The sequence below is a fragment of the Rhodopseudomonas julia genome (assembly GCF_030813515.1).
In the GTDB taxonomy this organism is placed as follows: domain Bacteria; phylum Pseudomonadota; class Alphaproteobacteria; order Rhizobiales; family Afifellaceae; genus Afifella; species Afifella julia.
The window spans coordinates 14,466-34,337 of record NZ_JAUSUK010000002.1 but is presented as its reverse complement, the minus strand read 5'-3'; the positions used below and the strand labels follow the sequence as shown (position 1 = coordinate 34,337).

The following is a 19,872-nucleotide window of genomic DNA, read 5'->3' as shown; positions in this document are numbered from 1 at the left end:
ACAGCCTCATCATAAAAGGAAACGCCTGAAAGGTTCTCTCATGCCCCCATCGACTGCCGCAGGAACGCTCGATCTTGAGCATCTTCGCGAATGGATCGGTCGCAGCGAGACAGTGCGCGACATCGTCACGCCGCATCTCGTCGCCGCCTTCCGCGCCACGTTGGATGTGGAGCCCGGCACCCCGAAACCGGGCGATGAGGCTCCAGCCGCGATTCACTGGTGCCTGGCGCCGGCCACTGTGCCGATGTCCGGACTTGGTCCGGACGGACATCCAAGCCGCGGAGGCTTTCTGCCGCCTGTGCCGCTGCCGCGCCGCATGTGGGCCGGCGGTCGCCTCGAATTGGAAGGTCCGCTTCTCGTCGGCGACGAGGTCGAGCGCCGCTCGCTCGTGCGCGACGTCGTGCGCAAAGAAGGCCGCACCGGCGAACTCTGTTTCGTCACGGTCGACCACGAGATCTCGACAAGCCGCGGGCGCGCCATCCGCGAGCGCCAGGATCTCGTATATCGCGAGGCCGCCCCGAAGACTGCCTCGACTTCACGTGGCCCCGAGGGGGCTGCGGCAAAGGCCTCGCAAGAGGCTCCGCAATCGGACGAGCAAAAGCCGGTCACCGCGGATTCTGTGCGCCTCTTCCGCTATTCGGCGCTCACCTTCAACGGCCACCGCATCCATTACGATCGCCGCTATTGCATCGAAGAGGAAGGCTATCCGGGCCTCGTCGTGCACGGTCCCCTGCAGGCGACCTGGCTTCTGCATTACGCCGCCGAGCTCAAAGGAAAGCTCCCGAAAACCTTCGATTTCCGCGGTGTCAAGCCGTTCTTCGACGGCATTCCGGCGACCCTCAACGCCACGAAAAAGGACGACGGCCTTTCCCTCTGGGTCGCCGCAGACGGCGCCCCCACCATGCAGGCCACCGCCGCCTGGTAGGCAATATCGTTTGCCGAAACGCGCCCTCCCGCAGTAAACTCAAATATTCAACTGCGGGGGCGGCGTTGCAATGGGGCGATATGCAGTCGGTCATTCAATTGGCCGCTGCAATGAACACGATCTATCTGGGTCTACACGAGATCCGCACGCCTGCAGTCCGCCACGAGGAAGATGCGCTGCGGGAGCTTTCCCAAATTTGGGACAGCATGTCTCCGCGGTCACTGGACATCGGCGCCAGGATCAATGATGCGACCGGCCTTATGCAAGATCGGATCGGCCGTTTTCGGGACAAAGACGAAACCGTCGCTGCGGCGTGCGCCGTCACGGTCGGTTTATATGTCGCATTCCTGCTTGTTGCGACGTTTTTTGCCCAATTGGAGATTCCCAACCTTCTTGCGTTTTGGATCTGTGTCTCAGGCTTCCTGCCGATACTCGCCGCGCTCGTCCTCAATCTCGCGCTACGCGCGGATCTGCGCGACACAATCAAGCCGAGACGTGCCGAGATCGAGAGGCTGCTGGCAGAGATGCGAACCAGCAAAGCGGTTCGGGGAGACCACCATTGAGATGTCGGATGGAACCAATCTGTCAACCATTAGTTGACACATCAGCCGGTACGTTGATATCGTGAAGTTGAGACAAGTTCCGGACTTTGGCACTTGGCGAGCGGCGTGCCAACGTTGCAACGGCTGCGTCGACATTGAGCTTGAGGTGGCGATCAACATCCTCCTGCAAAGGGGCTCGCTTGCGACCTTGGATGCTCGCCCGATCAAAGGCCAGGCGGACGGTTATTACGTGAGCGTGGGAAAGAACGCTTCTCTGCGTTTCAGGTGGAACGATCCCTACATCGAGAATGCGGAGTTCGTATGCGGAGACATCAAATGAATGCCGAGACAGACATCAGCCCTGCCCGAGAGGCCGATCTGAAAGAGATCTCGGCGCAGGACGTCGAGGACATTCTTGCCGATTACCGCTCTGCAGACGACGTCACCCCGATGCATCCGGGCGAACTTTACCGCATTTGGGTGATGGAGCGGCGCAATCTTAAGGTCGTTGACGTTGCCCGTCTTGCCGGCATCTCCCGCGAGATGCTGCACCGGATTCTGCGCGGCGACGCGCCGATCACGGCGCGCACGGCGCTCGGGCTTGCGGAAGCGGCAAAGAATGAGCCGGAGTTCTGGCTGCGCGCCCAGATGGTCTACGATCTCTGGCGCGAGCGCGAGCGACGCCGCGCGAAATCGGCCGCCTGTGCATAAAAGGCAGCCGACCGAAAAAGCTCTTTGATGCGTCAGGCGACCTGACGCTCGGCCTTTTTCACCATTTCCGCACCGTAATCGCCGAAGAGGAAGCCGTTGGCGAATTCCGCTTCCGGCAACAGCGCGGCGAGATTCGCCTGCGCCTCGTCTCCCGAAATCTTGCGGTCGAGGCGCTGGCGATAGAGCTCCGCCACCGCCACCATGTCGCAATCATGCGGCGACAGGCGGAAGGAATTGACGCCGGCCTGAGTCAGGATATCGAGTTCGCCGAGTGCGCTGCCATAGGCGAACGACAGCGTCTGCACGCCGTTGATGGCAAGGAAATCCCCGCCGTCGAGCGTCTTCACCGGCAGCCCGTCGGCATCGAGGCCACAGACGAACTGGCAGGAATCCTTCGACACTTTATGGATGCGCGCGTGATAACAGCGCCCGGAAATGGCGAGCGGAACGCGCCCGAAGGCCCACACTTCCGTGTCGAGATCGAGGGCCGCGCCGGCCTTCGCCAGGCTCTCCACCGAGGCGATCGGCAGCTCCGGCGGCAGGCAGACATGCTTGGCCCCGCGCCCGGCGAGCCAGGACAGGGTGCCCTCATTGTAGACGTTGACCAGCGGACCGACGGCAATCTTCCGCCCCGGTTCCAGATAGCGCAGCATGGTGAGGTCGTTGACCTCGATCACATGCTCCTCGTCTTTGGCGAGCCCGGCGCCCGCCTTGCGCTCGCGCGGCAGCGTGATGAGCGCCAGCGACGACAGGACCACCTCTTTGCCCGCCGCCTCCAGCCGCTCCACCGCTTCGCTGATGACGTCGTTGTAGAACGGCAGCCGTTTGGAGCAGACGACTTCGCCGAGACAGACACGATCGACCGGCGCTTCGTCGGCGATGCGGGCGTAAAAGTCCGCCCATTTCTCCACCGGCCAGTTGAACAGGACGGGTCCGAGCGTGAGCAATGCTTGTCCGGCCACGGTTACACCTCTTATCGTTTTGTGAGACCGGCGCTCAGCGCCAGGTCTTGCTGTAAGCGCCGGAGGTCGTCGTCTGGCCCTCCGTCAGCCGCTTGAGTTCGTTCGCCATGATCGGCAGGCCCTTCGCCTGCGCCTCCACCGCCTTGCGGAAGGTGTGCACCACGGCCTTCGTATAGGAGCGGCTGCGCTGCCGGCCCTCGATCTTGAGCGCCGTCACGCCGGCGGAGGCGAATTCGGTGATCAGCGTCGCCGCATCGAGGCTTGCCGGATCCTCGAACACATGCCCCTGATAATCGCCGGCCTGGAAGCAGCCCTTGCACAATGTCGGATAAGGTGCCGGCGCGTCCTTCTTCACCCGGTTGATGGTGAAATCGCCAAGCCCGCAGACGAGCTCGCTGCCCTCTTCCTTGTAATGCACGTGGCTTGCCGGCGAACAGGCGCCGTTCATGTTGGGCGAGCGCCCGGTCGCATAGGCCGACAGCGCGCAGCGCCCCTCCGCCATCACGCACAGCCCGCCGAACACGAACACCTCCGTCTCGCATTCGATCTCGCGATTGATCGCGGCGATCTCCTGAACGGTCAAAACACGCGGCAGCACAACGCGCCGCACGCCGAAGGTCTCCGCATAGAAATTGATCGCGTCGGGATTGGCCGCCGCCGCCTGCACCGAAAGATGCCGGCGCAGCCCCGGCTGGTGGTTGGCGGCGTAATCGAGCAGCCCGACATCGGCAAGGATCACCGCGTCGGCGCCGAACCGGGCCGCATCGTCAACGGCCGCCCGCCAGAGTTCGGGCGCGCCGGCGCGGGGAAAGGTATTGATGGCGACGAGAACCTTCGAGCCGCGCCGATGCGCGTAGTCGATCGATTCTTCCATCTCGGTCCGTGAGAAATTCAGGCCGGGGAAGTTGCGCGCATTGGTTTCGTCGCGGAAGCCGCAATAAACGGTGTCGGCGCCCGCCTCGACGGCGGCACGAAGCGCGGCCGGGGTGCCGGCCGGGCAGACGAGCTCAAGGGGGTTCACGTAAAGACCTCGTTCTCATCGCTGCGGGAAAGGGGAAGCCCGGTGATCCGGGCGGCAACGGGTGTCACACCGCGCAGAAACGGCTCGATCGCGGGACGGAACGGTCCGAAGGCGATTGCCGCCTCCTCCATCAGGTCGATCTCGGCGTCGTCGAGCGCATTGCGCAGCGCCAGCACCGCCTCCGTGTCGCCCTCGATGATGATATCGCGCGAGAAGAACAGCGCGTCGCCATCGAAGGTGCCGTGGATCATGCCCATCAGCGCGCCGAGCGGCCCGGCGATTCGGCCATCCCAGGCGCCTGCCCGCTCACGCCGCAGCGGCTCCACGGTCGGATGCTCCGGATCGGGCTTCAGGCGAAAGACGAAGGGCAGGTCCGTCGGATCGATCAAAAACACCTTCTCGGCATGATGATCGAGCCGCAGAAACAGCCCCGGGCGACGACGAATCAGCCCGGAAACCAGTCTTTCCAGCATGAGCCGCAACGGCAGAAGCGGCAAAGGACGCATGAGCAGGCGCACGGGCGCCGGCACTGCGACGATATTGGGGGAAGTTTGCATCACCGTCCAATCCAGCGACAAACAAACGGGAACGTCCTTGATCTAGCTCAAAGCAGCCGTCCTGCCCCTGCCGCATCGAGCCACAGAGGAGGCGCCGGTGACCTTTCGAGACCTGCCACATTTCCGCAATCTGCGAGACTTCCTGAGGCATCTCGAAGGCGCGGGAGACTTCCGGCACATTTCGGCGCCGGTTTCCATGGTGCACGAAGTCACGGAGATCCACCGCCGCGTCTTGCAGGCCGGCGGACCGGCGCTGCAGCTCGACAATGCGCGAGACGCGGCCGGCGAGCCGGCCTCGATGCCGGTCGTCGTCAATCTCTTCGGCACGGTCGAGCGCGTGGCAGCGGGCTTCGGCGTGAAGAAGGAGCGCCTCGGGGAGCTCGGTGAGATGATGGCGTCGCTGCGCTCGCCACAGCCGCCGAGCGGCCTGCGCGATGCGATCGCACATCTGCCGATGCTGAAGGCGGCGCTCAACACGCGCCCCGACACCGTGCGCAACGCACCCTGTCAGGCGGAAGTGCTGCGCGGAGCGGATGCAAAACTCTCCCGCCTGCCGATCCAGACCTGCTGGCCGGGCGAGCCGGCACCGCTCATCTCCTGGCCGCTCGTCATCACCCGCCCGCCCGACAACGGCTCGCTCAATGTTGGCGTCTACCGGCTGCAGGTTCTCGACGACACGCATCTCATCACCCGCTGGCTCGCGCACCGCGGTGCCGCCGCCCATCATCGGGCCTGGGCGAAACAGGGCAAAGACATGCCGGTGGCGATCGTCATCGGCGCCGATCCCGCCACCATCCTCTCGGCCGTGATGCCGATCCCCGAGACCCTGTCGGAGCTCGATTTCGCCGGTCTCATCCGAGGCGAACGACCGAAAGTGGTGCAGGGGCTGACCGTCCCCCTCCCCGTGCCTTCGGAAGCGGAGATCGTCATCGAGGGCTATGTGTCGGCCGAAGAGACGGCACCCGAGGGGCCTTACGGCGACCACACTGGCTATTACAACGCCGTCGAGCCCTTCCCGGTGATGCGCGTGACGGCGATCACCCATCGCCGCGATCCCTTGTATCTGTCGACCTTTACGGGGCGGCCGCCGGACGAGCCTTCCGTCATGGGCGAGGCTCTCAACTACCTCGCCAAGCCGCTCATCATTCAGCAGATGCCGGAAATCTCCGATGTCTGGCTGCCGCCGGACGCCTGCTCCTACCGGCTCGCCATCGTCTCCATCAAGAAGCGCTATCCGGGCCAGGCGCGCCGCGTCATGATGGGCATGTGGGGGATGCTGCCGCAATTCAGCTACACCAAGGGCATCGTCGTGGTTGACGACGACATCGACGTCCATAACGGCGCCGACGTCCTGTGGGCCCTGTCGACGCGCATGGACCCTTCACGCGACCTCGTGCAGCTGGAATCGACCCCCATCGACTATCTCGATTTCGCATCACCGGAATTCGGTCTCGGCGGCAAGCTCGGCATCGATGCGACCAACAAGATCGGCGCAGAGACTCACCGCGAATGGGGCACGGTTCTCGACATGTCGCCGGAGGTGAAGGCGCGCGTCGATCAGATGTGGCCGAAACTCGGCCTTTCGGGCCTCGACCAGATCCGGTCCTTGCGCAGGACGGGCTGAGGGCAGAAGGCCTCTCGCTACTCCGGCAATCGAAGCTTCGCCTCGAACCCGTCCTCGCGGCCCGTCGCCGGCGAGGAAAGCGTGAGCTCCGCGCCCGAACCTGCCGCGATCGCCTGCGCGATGGCGAGGCCGAGCCCTGCGCCCTTGGCGCGCGTCGCACCGCGCTCGAAGCGCCCGCGCAGACGCTTTAGTTCGTCGGTGCCGACGACGGCGCCACCATTGACGACCCGCACGACATTGTCGCTCGAAACATCGATCTCGATCACCCCCTCCGGATCGCCGTGCTTCAGCGCATTCTCGATCAGATTGCGCAGAAGGATCGCAAAGGCGTCGGCATCCATATGCGAGACGAGGCTGCCGGCCGCCGTAAGCCGGAGGCGCGCGTTTTCAGGCTCGGCGCGCCGGAATTCTTCGACGAGATGCTCCAGAACCGTCGTCAGATCCTGCTCGGCCTCGGCGATCAGCCCGGCGCCTTCGGCGCGCGCGAGCTGCATCAGCTTTTCCGACAAGGACGACAGCCGCGTCAGCCCCGCCTCGATGTGGCGACCGCGTTCGCGCACTGCCTCATCCTTGCTGACGGCGATGAGCCGCTGCGTGTGGGCGAGTGCCGCAGCAATCGGGGTGCGCAGCTCATGGGCGCTGTTCGCCGTGAAGCTCCGCTCCGCTTCGAGCGCCCGCCGCAGCCGCTCCATCAGCCGGTTCACGGCATCGGCGATCGGTTCGATCTCTGCCGGCAATCCTGAGGCCGCGATCGGCGACAGATCGCCCTCGCCACGCGCTTCGATCGCACCACGGAGAGACCGGATCGGCCGAATGCTGATCCGCACGAACCACCACACACCAAAAAGACTTGCCGGGATGAGCCCGAGGAGCGGCAGGAACAGCGTCCCCGCGGCCTCGATCGCCGCCTCGCGGCGATGCTCGAGCGTTTCGGCAACCTCCATGATGATCGTGCCGCTCACCGCCTTCTCGCCATAGATGCGATGCGTCTTCGTCGTGCGGAAACCGTGCGCCGGCGTGTCGGGGAAGTCGGCCGGGACGGCATCGTGCGATTGCATCAGAATCCGGCCCTTCGAATCGCGCACGAGATAGGTCAAAAACTCCTTGTGCTCGCCGATTGGCGTGACCCGGCGCCCACCCGCCCCTGCGCTTCTTTCCACGATATCGAGGACGGCGAGCGGCAACAGCCGTTGCGCGGTCTCCTGCAGCGCGCTGTCATAGGCCTCGTCCAGCTCTTCGCGGATCACGAGGCCGGCCGCGACCGCTGCCGCCAGCCACATCGCCGTGACGCCGATCGCCAGACCGAGGCTCAAGCGGCGCTGCAGGCTGGGTGCACCCGTCCATATCCGCTGCATCATCGTTTCAGCCGGTAGCCCATGCCGCGCACGGTCTCGATCCTGTCATGACCGAGCTTCTTGCGCAGGCGGCTGATATGCACCTCGATCGTGTTGCTCTCCACCTCCGCCCCGAAGGGATAAAGCCGCTCTTCGAGCTGCGTCTTCGACAGGAGCGTTCCGGGATGCTGGAGAAGGCCTTCGAGCAGCGCCCATTCGCGCGCCGTCACCTCCACCGGGCGCCCGCTGCGGTAGACACAGCGGCCGGCGAGATCGAATTCGATGTCGCCGAGCGTCACGAGCGGATTGGGATTGCCGGCATAGCGCCGCGACACGGCGGCAAGCCGCGCCGACAGCTCCGACAGATTGAACGGCTTGACGAGATAATCGTCGGCCCCGGAATTGAGCCCGGCGATCCGGTCGGAAATCTGGTCCCGCGCCGTCAGGATGATGACGGGCGTCACGTCTCCGCCGCTGCGCAGCCGACGCAGCAATCCGAGTCCCGGCCCGTCCGGCAGCATCAAATCGAGAAGCACGAGATCGTAAGGCGTCGAATGGATCGCCGCTTCCGCATCCGCAATCCCTTCGACCCAGTCGATCGCGTGTCCCTCATCGGCAATGTGTTCATGCACGGCATCGCCGAGAAGCCGATCGTCTTCCACGAGCAGAACCCGCATCGCCGCCCCCGAACTTTGTGCGCGAAGCTTCCTTATGCGCGAAACTTCCCTCGATAAGCGGGGAAGCTGAAGTCAACCTGAAGCTTGAGCGATCCTGCTTCAGGCTGGCTTCAGGCACCACCCCCATCTTGCTCCCATGGCCGATGCGAACAGGCCGATCCAACTGGAGAGCAAGATGAAGAAGCTGATGACCGTCACCGTTCTGGCCCTCGGCGCGATGACCGCCGGCACCGCTTTTGCGAGCGACGACGCACGCTGCAACGCCCCGATGGCGGAATGGCAGCCGCGCGAAGCGCTGCAGGAGCAGCTTGAGGGCAAGGGCTGGGAAGTGCGCCAGATCAAGACCGAAGACGGCTGCTACGAAGCCTATGCGATCGACGACCAGGGCAAGCGCGTCGAAGCCTATTTCGATCCTAAGACCCTTGAGATGGTCCGCCAGGGCCGCGGGGATCGCGACTGAGATGGATGAACCGACGATCAAGGTCTGGGACCCCCTCGTCAGGCTCTTTCACTGGAGCCTGGTGGCGAGCTTCACGATCGCCTGGTTGACCGGCGACGAATTGATGTCGGTGCATGAATGGGCGGGATATGCGGCCGGCGCCCTCGTCGCCTTCCGCGTCATGTGGGGTCTCGTCGGCCCGAAATATGCCCGCTTCGGCCAGTTCGTCCGCTCGCCCGGCAACGTGGTGCGCTACCTGAAGGCCGCATTCGGTGGCGAAGAGCCCCGCTACATCGGCCACAACCCGATCGGCGCCCTGATGGTTTTGACCCTCATCCTCGCCATGGCCGCGACGGCCGCCACCGGCTGGATGATGACGCTCGATGCCTATTGGGGTGTGGAATGGGTGGAAGAAGCCCATGAGGCCTTGGCCAACATCATGCTGGCCCTGGTGCTCGCTCATATCGCCGGCGTGCTCTTTGAGAGCTATCGCCACAAAGAGAACCTCGTCAAAGCCATGATCGGCGGCAGCAAACGTGCCCCCCGCCCCGCCGACATTGCTTGATGAGCGTTGCGGCGCCCCGGCCTTGCCGGGGCGCCGTTTTCATGTCTCTCGCCGTGTTCAGGTTTCTCCAAGACGCGCACAGGCAAGGCAAAGCCGTGCCATCGGATCGGCCTTCAGGCGCCCGAAGGCAATCGGCTCATCACAGCTCGCGCAATAGCCGTATTCTCCTTGAGACAGGCGCCCGTCAGACAGCCGCCTGAGCGCCGCTTTCAGCCCGTCGATGCGGGCGGTCCGGCGTTTCTGCGACGCGAGCGCCATTGCCTGCACCTGCATCGCATCCATGCGCGAAATTCGCCCGACGCTCTGCTGGTCGAGTTCGACCGGCCGGCTTCCCTCCGCACTCGCCTGCGACAGAGCCTCGAGCTCTGCGAGCTCGTTCTCGATGCGCTGGCGCAATTCGGCGATCTGTGTCGGATCGAGATCGTCCATGCTTCCCCCGGAACTCTTCGTATCGAAAGTTTTGCCGCGCGGCCTCAGACAATGTCCTCGGCCGGCAGCACCACTTTCTGAGACACGCCGAAGGCAGAAAGCAGCGCCGCGGCGAGACCGAGTGCGACGAAGCCCGTCGCGATCGTAGCGATAGACAGGCCGCTGTCGAGCGCCAGGCCGAGCGCCGCGGGCCCCGCGGCCGTCCCCGCCACCATCAGCATCGCCGCAAAACTCCGCACCGTCCCAAGCCGGGCAACGCCATAGACCTCCGCCCAGACCGAGCCGAAGGTCGTCTGCACGAGGCCTGACGACAAACCGAGACAGACAAAGAAGGTGATGAGCGCAAGCGTGCTCGACGACGATCCCATCACGGCGATCCCGACGAACAACGGCAGGTTCATCAGCGGCACCATGCGCCGCGCCGTCAGCCTGTCGACGATGAAACCGGAGACGATGAGGCCGCAGAGATCGCCCAAGGCCATGAGTGTGAAACCGGTCGCGATCAATCCGCCCGGCCATCCCTGCGCCTCGCCGATGGGTACGATGTGGAAGGTGAGCGCGGTCGCCGTGAACGGCATGTAGACGAGGATCGGCAGCGCCAGCCAGAAATACCGCGTCGTGGCGACGATCTTGAGCCCGTCGAGAACCCGCGGTGCGGGCGTACCCGCCGCACGCGCAAGCGGCGTCGTGAAGCGCGATTGGTGGCGCGTCAGCCACAAAAGCCATGGCAGGGCGACGGCGATGAGGAAGACGCCGACGACCACATAGGCCGCGCGCCAGCCGATCTCGCCGATCAGAAAGGCGGCGAGATTGGGCGTGACGGCGATGGCGAGCGGCAGCCCCATCGCCGTGATCGACAGTGCCAGCCCACGGCGATTGACGAAGTAGCGTGCCACCGAGGTCGCCTGGATATGCGTCATCAGCCCCTGCCCGCACATCCTCAAAAACAGGAACGAGACGAAGAGCATGAGGCCGTTTTCCGCCATCGATGCGGACAGGCAGGCGGCGGCGAGGCCGGCGAGCACGATCGTCACGTAAAGCCGGAGATCGACCCTATCGATCCAATGCCCGACCGCCGGCAACAGGCTCGCAGACGTCAGCGTCGCGGCGAGATAGATCCCGCCCATCTCGGCGCTCGAATAGCTGAGGCTCGCGGCGATCGGCGCCACGAAGAGCGCAATGAAGAAAGTCTGCCCCGGACTCGACAGAAAGGCCGCGGAGGCCCCGAAAGCGAGAATGCGCGGCTCGGCGCGAAACAATTGCAGATGTCTGGAAAGCATGAGATCCGGAAAGAGAGGGCGGCCCGGAGCACCGGGAAATACTAGGAGAAGAGCATAAGGCTAAGCGGGCGGCGACCGCTTCCGGCCACCGCCACTCAACGACCTAAACCAATTTCCGCCGCAGCCAACCCCTGGCACCGGCGAGTCTTGCTCCCCTCACCGCGCGCCGAGGCCGACGTTCTCGCTCCAGGCGGGAAAATCGGGCCGCCGCAGCACCGAGGTCACGATGGTGAGCCCCGCCCCAATCGCGCCCATCGTGAAGATGGCACGCAAGGTGTATTCCACCGTGAAGAGCAGCGTCGCATGGGCATCGACCGGCGCCTGTGCCGTCAATTCCATGAGCCCCATGATTCCCTGCGATGCGGCACTTCCCGGCACCATCGGGATGCAGCCGGCGACGGCCAGAACGTTTCCGGCGGGCCCGAACCGGTCCGGCAGAAGATTGAGGAGCCGCACGGCGACGCCGACGGCGGCGGCCGCCATGAACGAGGCGGCGGCAAGGCTCCAGCCGAGCTCGAGCCCGACCGTGCGCACGCTGAGCGCCAGCCCGCCGGCCAGCGCCGCCCAGAACAGCGTCCGCCAGCCGAAATTGAAGAGAATGCCGAAGCCGAAGGCCGCGGTTGCTCCGAAGAGCGCCTGATGAAGAACGCCGTGCATGATCGGTGGCGTCTTCGGCCCGCCGACGCCGAGCGCCATCTGCGCGGCCCAGACACCGACAGTGACGAAGACGAGGATCATCAGGACCGTCATGGCGCGGGCGCTGCCCATCGTCGGATAGCCCTCCATGATGTCCGTCTGCGCATTGAGCACGGGCACGCCCGGCACGAGGAGAAGCACGGAGGAGAACATCGCCGTCTGCAGCATCGGGCTTGCCATGAGCTCCGAGCCGAAGCCGGCCGTGGTGGCGGCGACGCAGGCGACGATCGCCGCGACCACGAAGGGGTTGGTGTGCGCCTTGAGCAGGAAATGCCGCACCGCCTGGCCGAGCGCTCCGCCGACGAGGACCGGCATGAAGGCCGACCAGTCGATGCCCAGAAGGCGCCCGAAGGAGGCGCAGGCGAGCCCGACGGCGAGCGCCACCAGATACCAGGGATGCCGCGGCGTCTTGGCGATGAGATGTGTCAGCGCCTCGATGGTCGAGGCGACCGTCATGTCATGATGCTTCACCTGCGTGCACAGACGGCGCACGCCGTGGTTCAGGCGCAGATTGACGCCATGCGCCCCGACCGTGCGCATACGCGTGATGGTGTTCTCGCCGCTCGTTACCGTCAGCGACAGCGAGGCAAAGCCGATGCGCGCGTGGATCTGATCCGCGCCGAGCCCCTCGGCCACCATCGTCATGCCCTGGCGCACCACATCCGTCTTGGCCCCGGTTTCGACGAGCGTCCGCCCGACAGCCAATGCCGTCATGGCGATCTTTTCCAAATTCCTGTGGCGCATCACGACCGGATCGTTTCTGTCCGTCATTTCGTCTCCTGTGTCCGCCACAAGGCGGATTGATCCGAAGGCGCCCTCCCACGCCTGCCGCCTAGCACAAGATGGCGCAGGATTGAGATCGCTGATGACGAAGACGGAAAATTTTCTCAGAGGAGGTGCATATCTGCGTGGCTCCAGCCGGAGACGATCATGAAGACGCCGATCGCGGCCACCAGCATGGCCGAAAGATAAGGCGCCTTCGCCATCACCGCATCGAAGCGCGACGAGCGGGCGGAGATGAAGCCGATGCCGAGCGCGGCGACAGCACCGACGGCGACGAGCATCAAGGCAAGGCCGGTGCTGAAAGCGGCGACCAGCGTGATGCCGAGCCAGAACTTGCCGATCTGCAGGCAGAGAAGCAGCACGGTGATCGCCGCGGCACAGGGGATGAGCCCGCCGGACAGCCCGAACAGGATCGTCTGCCATGTCGAGGTCTTGCCCGCCCCGATCCGCGCCTCCAGATCGCGCGCATGCGCGGCGGCATGCGCATCGAGCGCCCCATGATCGTGACCATGCGCGTGTCCATGGCTGTGCGGGTGCTCATGGGGATCAGGATGCGGGCGCTCGTGCGGATGCGGATGATCGTGCCCGTGCATGTGGTCATGCGCCCCATTCGGATGTGTCCCAAGCGGATGTGTCTTGGCCGTCCTGGTGGCCCGCTGCGTCTGCCACAGCATCCACATGGCGATCGCCAGGATGATCGCCCCCGAAATCATCACGAAGAAGGGTTCTGTCTGTTCGCCGATCATCTCGGAGCCGAAGCGCATGCCGAGGATCGCCAGAACCCAGACGATGAGCGAATGGGAAAGCGCCGCCGCGACGCCGAGAAGGGCCGCCTGCCCCACCGTGCCGCGGATGGCAACGATATAGGCGGCGATCATTGTCTTGGAATGCCCAGGCTCCAGCCCGTGCAGCGCGCCGAGAACGAGCGCCATGGCCGCAAGCAGGACCGGATTGCTGCCGCCCGCGGCGATCATCCCGCTCATATCCATGGCGATTCCCTCACAAGTACTTCGAGATTTCCTTGAACTCTTCGACGAGGCTCGCACGATCCGCCCCGTCTTCGATGCTGCCGTCGAGGCAGTGATCGATATGGTCGTGGATGTAGAGGCGCTTGGCCTGTTCGATCGCCCTGGAGACGGCGTGCAGCTGCTGCGCCACATCGGGGCAAGGCCGCCCCTCCTCGATCATCGCGATCGTATGCCTGAGATGCCCCTCGGCCCGTTTCAGCCGCTTGACGACATCGCCGTGTGAACTGTGCTTCATCCGACAATCCTATCCCCCGGGAGGGGATATAGGCAATTCAAAAATCTCAGCGGCCGTCGTCGGTCTGGGAACTCATGAATGGAATGGTGATGCCGGGAGAAAGGCCGAAGCCGCGATGAAAAGCACGCAGGCGTCAGACGTCGCGATCGTCGCTTCTCGCCTCAACTTGACGTTCTAGCCGGTCTCGTCCGTTGCCGTGCAATGCATGTCGCGCTCCACCAGCCGGCCATGCGACATGACGACGGTGCGAGTGGAGACATCGCCCCGAAAACGATGGTCGTGGGAGACGAGGATCATCGCCTGCGGCAGCGACAGGAGGATCTCTTTCAGCCGCGCCTTGTTGTCGACGTCGAGCGCATTGGTCGGCTCGTCGAGAAGCAGGACCTCCGGCTCCATCGCCAGAACGGCGGCGAGCGTCACGAGCCGCTTCTCGCCGCCCGAGAGCTTGTGGGTGATGCGGTCGCGGAAACTGACGAGATCGAGACGCTCGAGCACATCGTCGACGATCGCCATCGCCTCGTCGCGGCTCTTGCCGAGATTGAGCGGCCCGAAGGCGATATCCTCCGCCACCGTTGGGCAGAAGAGCTGATCGTCCGGATCCTGGAAGACGAAGCCCGCGCGACAGCGCACCTCGTGGAAATCCTTCTCGTCGCGCCGCGGAGCTCCGAAGGCGGTGATGCGGCCGCGCGACGGCCGCAACAGCCCGACGATGATGTGCAGGAGCGTCGACTTGCCCGCACCGTTATGCCCGCCGATGCAAAGCCTCTCGCCCGGCATCAGACACATATCGACGCCCTTGAGGACCGGCGGTCCCGAAGGATAGGCGAAATGGATATCTGACAGGGCGATCAGCTCAGACATGTGTTCTTCCCTCAGCGCATCGCCTGCGCGCCGATGAGACAGGCGAGGAAGACCGTCACGCCGGTGGCAAACACAACGTCGCGGTAAGTGAATGCGAGCGTGTCGAACAGCGGCATCCGGCCGGTAAAGCCCCGGCATTTCATGGCGCCGAGAATGCGCTCCGACCGCTCGATCGCCCGCACCAGCATCATTCCGACGAGATAACCGACGGAGCGATAGGTGTGCCGGTTGTTCGAGGGGCGAAATCCGCGAGCCTTCATCGCCATGCGCAAGCGCTGATATTCCTGCTGGAGCACGTCGACATAGCGCACGGTGAACATCAGGAGGTAGATGAGCTTTTCCGGCACCATCAAACGCCTGAGCGCATGGCCGAGCGTCACCGGCTCGGTGGAGCCGACGAGCGCCATCAAGGCGAGGATCACGGCGTTCGCCGTCAGCGCGATCTCAGCCGCCTGCCGCAGCCCCTGCCAGCTCGCCGCGAAGCCGAAGACGGTGAACATCGCATCGCCCGGCACGGTGAACGGCAGCATGGCGATCAGGAAGATGATGAAGCTGTCCATCATCGCCATGCGTTTGAGCGTCCGCGCAACAGGCAGCCGCGCCGACAGCATCAGAAAGAACGCGGCCAAAAGCCCCGTCGTCAGCACGGCGAGATCCTGCAGGCTCACCATCACGATGGCGAAGGCGACAGCAACCACGATGCGGGTGCGCACGTCGATGCCATCGATCAGCGTGCCCCGGGCCTCGCCCGTATCGGTGAGCGCGCGCCGTCCGGCTGAGAGAACGTGGCTCATCGTCAGGCCGCCGTCATCTTGCGCCGGGCCGCGATATAGAACGCGACGCCGAAGATGCCGAAGATATAGCCGATCCCACCGAGGATGCTCTGCATGTCGTGCTTCTCCTTATAGGCGTCGATATCGCGCCTGAGCGGGATCACCTGTTTCTGCACCGCCTCGGTGATCATCTTGTGCTGCGCTTCAAGAAGCGCGGCGAGATCGACGCCGGAGCTTTGGGCGGTCGCCCCCACAGTCCCGGAAGACGCCGGCTCGGCGGCACCGGCCGCAGCTTCGGCAGCGACCAGCGCCGGCGATGAGGCCTCCGCACCGCCGATCTCCGGCAGCTCCTCGGCCGACATCCGCACCTGCGCGACATGGCCGGCACCCAGATTGGCCTTGAAGACGAGCGGCACCGCCTTTTCGGGCTTGTAGGTGAAGGCTCCGGTCTCGTCGGTTACCGTCTCGCCGAGCTTGTTGCCGTTGTCGTCGAAAACCTCGACCGTCGCATCGCTCGCCATATCGCCGTTGGAAAAGCCGACCTCGCCTTCCACGACATCGCCGGACGCATAGACGGAGGCGATGACCTTGTGGGCGAGAGCCTGCGGTGCGGGCAGAAGAGCCAGGAAAACGAGGGCTGCGCAGAGTTTTTTCATAATGCGACCTCCTCGGCGGCGGATCGATTGAAGGTGGCGAAAAGCTCCGGCTTGACGCGTCGGGCGAGAACCACGGCCGCCCCCGTCACCAGGGCTTCGATGATCATGATCGGGATATGGGCGAAGAAGACGAGCTTGGCGGCCGGAATGAATTCGTCGCCCGAAAGTGCGAGAGCGATCGCGACAAACGCCGTCGTCAGCGCGATCGCGAGCCCCCCGCCGATGGCGCCTGAAATCGCGGCAACCGTCAGCGAATTGGAGGCGATCCCGCGTCGGCACAGATAATAGACGATCACCGCCGGCAGCGCGATGTTGAGCGTATTGACCCCGAGCACGGTGAGCCCTCCGAAACCGAAGAACACCGCTTGCAGGAGAAGCCCGACGAAAAGCGCCGGAAAGGCGGCCCAGCCGAGCACCAGCCCGGCCAGACCGTTCATGATGAGATGGACGCTGGAGGGACCGATCGGGACATGGATGAGCGAGGCGACGAAGAACGTCGCGCTCAACACCCCGGCTGCCGGCATCTTTTCCGCCGTCAGCGATTTAAGGCCGAGCGCGATGCCCCCGGCCGCGAGCACCGCACCCCCGATGACGACGTCATTGGCGAGCGCACCGTCGACAATATGCATCGATCCCTCCTGCCGTCATTCGACGTCGTAAGCGCGCACCCAGATGACGGCGTCCTGCGAGAGCTCTTTGCCCTCGAACTCCGTCTGCGGGCCCGTGCCGAGCGCGGCAAAGCCCCAGAAACCGGCCTTCGGAACGCCGAAGGTGAAGTAGCCGTTCTCGTCGCTCATCGCGACGACGGCACCGCCCGGCATCGGCGAGGCTTTGGGCTCAGAGGGCTTGTTGTCGTCCATGGAGGGTTCGGCCGCCATGTATTCGACTTCGATCTCGGCACCCGCGACAGGCTTGCCCTCCGACAGCACCCGGCCCGTAAAGCTGGAACCGGCCAGAATGTTGGTCGGGCGATCGAGCGGCACGATTTCCGTCGCAAGCCCTTTGGGCTCGGCCCAATCGGTCGGCAATTGCGCCCGGTTGAGATAGGCCTTGGCGATCTGCTGGATGTAGATGTCCTCGCTCTCCTCGTAATAGGGCTGAGGCACGACGACGAGCGTGTAATCGCCGGCACGCTTGGCCGGCAGCGTGGCATCGAAGGCTTGGGCGCTGTTTTCGAGCCCCTCGAAGGTGATCGGCTTGAGGCTGTCCTTGAGATCGATCTTCTTGCCGCGGAAGACGGCGTAGAACTCTTCCGGCGCGCCCATATCCATGACATGGCCGTTCTCGAACGGGTGCCAGAAGATGAGCTTCAGCGGCACATCGCCCGGCTCGGCGAGGTTCACCTCGGGCGTGTAGATCAGCTGAAAATGCGCTTCGGCTGCGGCGGGAAGAAGGAACGCCGCCGATGTGAGGGCGGCACAGGCAAACTTACGAAATTTCATTCGTATCGTCTCTCCAATGACTGTTGCGGGAGAACCGCGACAGTGATGCGGAAAGGACGATCGGGGTTTTGGCGAGGATTGGGCGCAAAAGGGATTCATGGCGCCGTTCCACCGCCAGACGCTCACCCCGGCGTCCGTTGCGGTGCGGCACCGGTGGCCCGGCGTCGCGCGTCAGCGGCAGGTCTCCTGGCTTGCGGGTCACAGCGTGGCTTCGTCTTCCCAGCGCAGATGCGCCAGTGACATGTTGAAGCCCTGCTCGCCGCTCACAGTTGCGGGGGCAGCCACGGTTTCGGTCCCTGCTGGGTACGCCTCACCGTGTTCCCTTTTAATCCGGTCGCTTTGCGTCCGGAAACCGTTGACACCCCATCTGCCGGCGAATGGCCACAATTGTCAATGCCGTGCAGTGCTGGCAGCTATGCTGGGCATGGCTTCCCTTTGCCGGCATCATGTTCGGTCGAAGAGCGCCCTACGGCATAAAAAAAGGCCGACCGCATATAGCGGCCGGCCCTCTCAAACTTGCGCAGCGTGGCTGCGTTCAGCGCGCGGCCATCCGCTTCTCGCCCATTCCGGCTTTTGGCTTGCTGCTCTTACGCAGCATCCGTTCCAGACCGGCCTGAGCGCCCTCGTTGCCGCGGCCCGCATCTCGCCGGCCATTCGCGCCACCATTGCGGCTCTTATGCGCGCCGGCTTCCGTCCGCTTCGCCGAACGGCCTGCCTCCGCACCTTCCGGCCTGCGGTTGCGACCCTCTTTCGGGGCATCGCCATTCCGGCCTTCACTGCGCGCCTCGAAGGCGACCGGTTTGCCCGAGCGCCTGCGATTGCGTGAGGGAGAATTGCGCTTGCCGGGCTGGCGTGATCTTTCGTCGCGCCGCTCGCCCGCCTGCTGGCGCACGCTTGCGGCCGGAGCCTCGTCGGCTTCGCCGACCGGCTCGCCGCCCGCAACCTGGTTCGCAATCGCCTCGCCGCGGGCCTCGCTACGAGGTGCCGCGCCATGCGCATCGATCCTCTTGCCGATCAGCTTCTCGATATCGCGCAGAAGACCCCGCTCGGAATGATCGCACAGCGAGATCGCAATACCGCTCTTGCCGGCGCGCGCGGTCCGCCCGATGCGGTGCACATACGCCTCCGGCACGTTCGGCAGCTCGAAGTTGACGACATGCGAAACGTCGTCGATGTCGATGCCGCGCGCCGCGATATCGGTGGCGACCAGGACAGCCACACGACCGTTGCGGAAGGCACCAAGCGCCTTCTCACGCTGATTCTGGCTCTTATTCCCGTGGATCGCCGCAGAGCGCAGGCCGGCCTTGTCGAGATGCTGGCTCACCCGGTCGGCACCGCGCTTGGTGCGCGTGAAGACGATCGCACGCTCCATATCGGATGCGCCGAGAATATCGACGAGCATGTCACGCTTGGCGGCGCTCGCAACGTTGATGACGCTTTGTGCGATCTGCTCGATCGGACGAGACACCGGAGCGACGGAGATTTCCGCCGGCTGACGGAGAAAATCGCCCGCAAGCTTGCGGATCGCCGGCGGCATCGTCGCCGACAGGAGAACCGTCTGACGCTCACGCGGCATCTTCGCCAGGATCTTGCGGATCGCCGGCATGAAACCGAGATCGAGCATCTGATCGGCCTCGTCGAGCACGACGACGTCGGTCTGATCGAGCCTGATGGCACCGGTCTGCATATGGTCGAGAAGCCGCCCAGGCGTTGCGATGACGAAATCGACGCCGCGTGAAAGCGCCTTCACCTGCGGTCCGGGCCGGGCGCCGCCGATGACGACCGCCGACGACATGTTCACGAAGCGCCCGTAATTGCGCACGCTGTCGGCGACCTGCTGGGCAAGCTCGCGCGTCGGCACGACGATGAGGGCATGGCAGGTCCGCGGTGCGGCCGGAACCATGGTGCGGCTGAGCTTATCGAGAACCGGCAGCACGAAGGAAGCCGTCTTCCCGGTTCCCGTCTGCGCCGTGCCGAGGAGATCGCGGCCGGCAAGCATGGTCGGGATGACCTGCTCCTGAATCGGAGTCGGATTGGTATAGCCTTCGGCGGCAACGGCACGAAGGATGGGCTCGGCCAGGCCGAGTTCATTGAAAAGTGTCAATATGAGCTTTCTCGTCGCGGCCAGCCTGAGACGGCCGGCGCGAGCTATGTCACTTGGTTTTGGAAGCCTGCGTAGATCAGCTGCCGGGAGCTTGCGCCTCAAAAGGCGCCTTCAGGGCAACGATCGATACGGAAAGTTGCTTGTGACCACCGACGGCGACGAACGCCTCTACGCGCGGGGTCATCACGCCCTTGAACCACGCCTGGCGGCAATTAGCAACCGCAATCG

At 64.5% G+C, this 19,872-nt stretch carries 23 protein-coding genes and 1 riboswitch; of the genes, 7 read left to right on the top strand and 16 right to left on the bottom strand.

What is annotated here, in order from left to right:
- Positions 1-40: 40 nt before the first annotated feature.
- From J2R99_RS09250 to J2R99_RS09235, 4 genes are all read left to right on the top strand, one after another.
- A complete protein-coding gene (locus J2R99_RS09250) occupies positions 41-925 on the top strand; it encodes an HTD2 family dehydratase (RefSeq protein ID WP_307154223.1) in 885 nt (294 codons plus the stop codon).
- Between the two features lie 80 nt (positions 926-1,005).
- Positions 1,006-1,488 (top strand): hypothetical protein, encoded by a 483-nt coding sequence (locus J2R99_RS09245; RefSeq protein WP_307154222.1) that lies wholly within the window; start codon positions 1,006-1,008, stop codon positions 1,486-1,488.
- Between the two features lie 145 nt (positions 1,489-1,633).
- Positions 1,634-1,807: a hypothetical protein gene (locus J2R99_RS09240; protein ID WP_307154221.1), complete on the top strand. Its 174-nt coding sequence runs from the start codon at positions 1,634-1,636 to the stop codon at positions 1,805-1,807.
- On the top strand, positions 1,804-2,178 hold the full coding sequence (locus J2R99_RS09235; protein ID WP_307154220.1) for a HigA family addiction module antitoxin: 375 nt from the start codon (positions 1,804-1,806) through the stop codon (positions 2,176-2,178). Before J2R99_RS09240 ends, J2R99_RS09235 begins: the two co-directional genes overlap by 4 nt.
- A 32-nt stretch (positions 2,179-2,210) precedes the next feature.
- Here the strand turns inward: J2R99_RS09235 and ubiV are convergent, their stop codons facing one another.
- Genes ubiV through ubiT form a run of 3 tightly spaced genes read right to left on the bottom strand, consistent with a single transcriptional unit; the run spans position 2,211 to position 4,718 of the window.
- Positions 2,211-3,140: a ubiquinone anaerobic biosynthesis protein UbiV gene (gene ubiV / locus J2R99_RS09230; protein ID WP_307154219.1), complete on the bottom strand. Its 930-nt coding sequence runs from the start codon at positions 3,138-3,140 to the stop codon at positions 2,211-2,213.
- Between the two features lie 34 nt (positions 3,141-3,174).
- Complete coding sequence (gene ubiU / locus J2R99_RS09225; protein WP_307154218.1) at positions 3,175-4,161, bottom strand: ubiquinone anaerobic biosynthesis protein UbiU; 987 nt, start codon at positions 4,159-4,161, stop codon at positions 3,175-3,177.
- Complete coding sequence (gene ubiT, locus J2R99_RS09220; protein WP_307155664.1) at positions 4,158-4,718, bottom strand: ubiquinone anaerobic biosynthesis accessory factor UbiT; 561 nt, start codon at positions 4,716-4,718, stop codon at positions 4,158-4,160. Before ubiT ends, ubiU begins: the two co-directional genes overlap by 4 nt.
- Before the next feature lie 97 nt (positions 4,719-4,815).
- On the opposite strand from ubiT, the gene J2R99_RS09215 reads away from it, so the two are divergent.
- Positions 4,816-6,342 carry a UbiD family decarboxylase gene (locus tag J2R99_RS09215; RefSeq protein WP_307154217.1) on the top strand — a complete coding sequence of 509 codons (1,527 nt, stop codon included), beginning with the start codon at positions 4,816-4,818 and terminating at the stop codon, positions 6,340-6,342.
- A gap of 17 nt (positions 6,343-6,359) precedes the next feature.
- Here J2R99_RS09215 and J2R99_RS09210 read toward each other — a convergent pair whose 3' ends face one another.
- Together J2R99_RS09210 and J2R99_RS09205 are read right to left on the bottom strand one after the other, a co-directional pair.
- Positions 6,360-7,700 carry an ATP-binding protein gene (locus tag J2R99_RS09210; protein ID WP_307154216.1) on the bottom strand — a complete coding sequence of 447 codons (1,341 nt, stop codon included), beginning with the start codon at positions 7,698-7,700 and terminating at the stop codon, positions 6,360-6,362.
- Entirely contained in the window at positions 7,697-8,353 is a 657-nt protein-coding gene (locus J2R99_RS09205; RefSeq protein WP_307154215.1) for a response regulator, read from the bottom strand. The genes J2R99_RS09210 and J2R99_RS09205 overlap by 4 nt, the downstream gene beginning before the upstream one ends.
- A 175-nt stretch (positions 8,354-8,528) precedes the next feature.
- Here J2R99_RS09205 and J2R99_RS09200 point away from each other — a divergent pair, with 175 nt between their 5' ends.
- Together J2R99_RS09200 and J2R99_RS09195 are read left to right on the top strand one after the other, a co-directional pair.
- A complete protein-coding gene (locus tag J2R99_RS09200) occupies positions 8,529-8,813 on the top strand; it encodes a PepSY domain-containing protein (protein ID WP_307154214.1) in 285 nt (94 codons plus the stop codon).
- 1 nt (position 8,814) lies between these two features.
- Positions 8,815-9,357 (top strand): cytochrome b/b6 domain-containing protein, encoded by a 543-nt coding sequence (locus J2R99_RS09195; RefSeq protein ID WP_307154213.1) that lies wholly within the window; start codon positions 8,815-8,817, stop codon positions 9,355-9,357.
- A 57-nt stretch (positions 9,358-9,414) separates the two neighbouring features.
- On the opposite strand, the gene J2R99_RS09190 is transcribed toward J2R99_RS09195, so the two are convergent.
- From J2R99_RS09190 to J2R99_RS09140, 11 genes are all read right to left on the bottom strand, one after another.
- Positions 9,415-9,786 (bottom strand): TraR/DksA family transcriptional regulator, encoded by a 372-nt coding sequence (locus J2R99_RS09190; protein WP_307154212.1) that lies wholly within the window; start codon positions 9,784-9,786, stop codon positions 9,415-9,417.
- A gap of 44 nt (positions 9,787-9,830) precedes the next feature.
- On the bottom strand, positions 9,831-11,066 hold the full coding sequence (locus tag J2R99_RS09185) for an MFS transporter (RefSeq protein WP_307154211.1): 1,236 nt from the start codon (positions 11,064-11,066) through the stop codon (positions 9,831-9,833).
- Between the two features lie 156 nt (positions 11,067-11,222).
- Positions 11,223-12,533 carry a threonine/serine exporter family protein gene (locus J2R99_RS09180; protein ID WP_307154210.1) on the bottom strand — a complete coding sequence of 437 codons (1,311 nt, stop codon included), beginning with the start codon at positions 12,531-12,533 and terminating at the stop codon, positions 11,223-11,225.
- Between the two features lie 116 nt (positions 12,534-12,649).
- Positions 12,650-13,534 carry a nickel/cobalt efflux transporter gene (locus J2R99_RS09175; protein WP_307154209.1) on the bottom strand — a complete coding sequence of 295 codons (885 nt, stop codon included), beginning with the start codon at positions 13,532-13,534 and terminating at the stop codon, positions 12,650-12,652.
- Positions 13,535-13,544: 10 nt separating this feature from the next.
- Positions 13,545-13,808, bottom strand: a complete 264-nt coding sequence (locus J2R99_RS09170) for a metal-sensing transcriptional repressor (RefSeq protein WP_307154208.1) — start codon at positions 13,806-13,808, stop codon at positions 13,545-13,547.
- A gap of 174 nt (positions 13,809-13,982) precedes the next feature.
- A complete protein-coding gene (locus J2R99_RS09165; protein WP_307154207.1) occupies positions 13,983-14,669 on the bottom strand; it encodes an energy-coupling factor ABC transporter ATP-binding protein in 687 nt (228 codons plus the stop codon).
- A gap of 11 nt (positions 14,670-14,680) precedes the next feature.
- Complete coding sequence (gene cbiQ, locus J2R99_RS09160) at positions 14,681-15,463, bottom strand: cobalt ECF transporter T component CbiQ (protein ID WP_307154206.1); 783 nt, start codon at positions 15,461-15,463, stop codon at positions 14,681-14,683.
- Positions 15,464-15,465: 2 nt separating this feature from the next.
- A complete protein-coding gene (locus tag J2R99_RS09155) occupies positions 15,466-16,098 on the bottom strand; it encodes a NikL family nickel/cobalt ECF transporter subunit (protein WP_307154205.1) in 633 nt (210 codons plus the stop codon).
- Entirely contained in the window at positions 16,095-16,727 is a 633-nt protein-coding gene (cbiM, locus tag J2R99_RS09150; protein ID WP_128290943.1) for a cobalt transporter CbiM, read from the bottom strand. Before cbiM ends, J2R99_RS09155 begins: the two co-directional genes overlap by 4 nt.
- A 15-nt stretch (positions 16,728-16,742) precedes the next feature.
- Entirely contained in the window at positions 16,743-17,540 is a 798-nt protein-coding gene (locus J2R99_RS09145; protein WP_307154204.1) for a DUF4198 domain-containing protein, read from the bottom strand.
- A 159-nt stretch (positions 17,541-17,699) separates the two neighbouring features.
- Positions 17,700-17,912, bottom strand: a riboswitch (cobalamin riboswitch).
- A 163-nt stretch (positions 17,913-18,075) separates the two neighbouring features.
- Entirely contained in the window at positions 18,076-19,644 is a 1,569-nt protein-coding gene (locus J2R99_RS09140) for a DEAD/DEAH box helicase (RefSeq protein ID WP_307154203.1), read from the bottom strand.
- Positions 19,645-19,872: the final 228 nt, after the last annotated feature.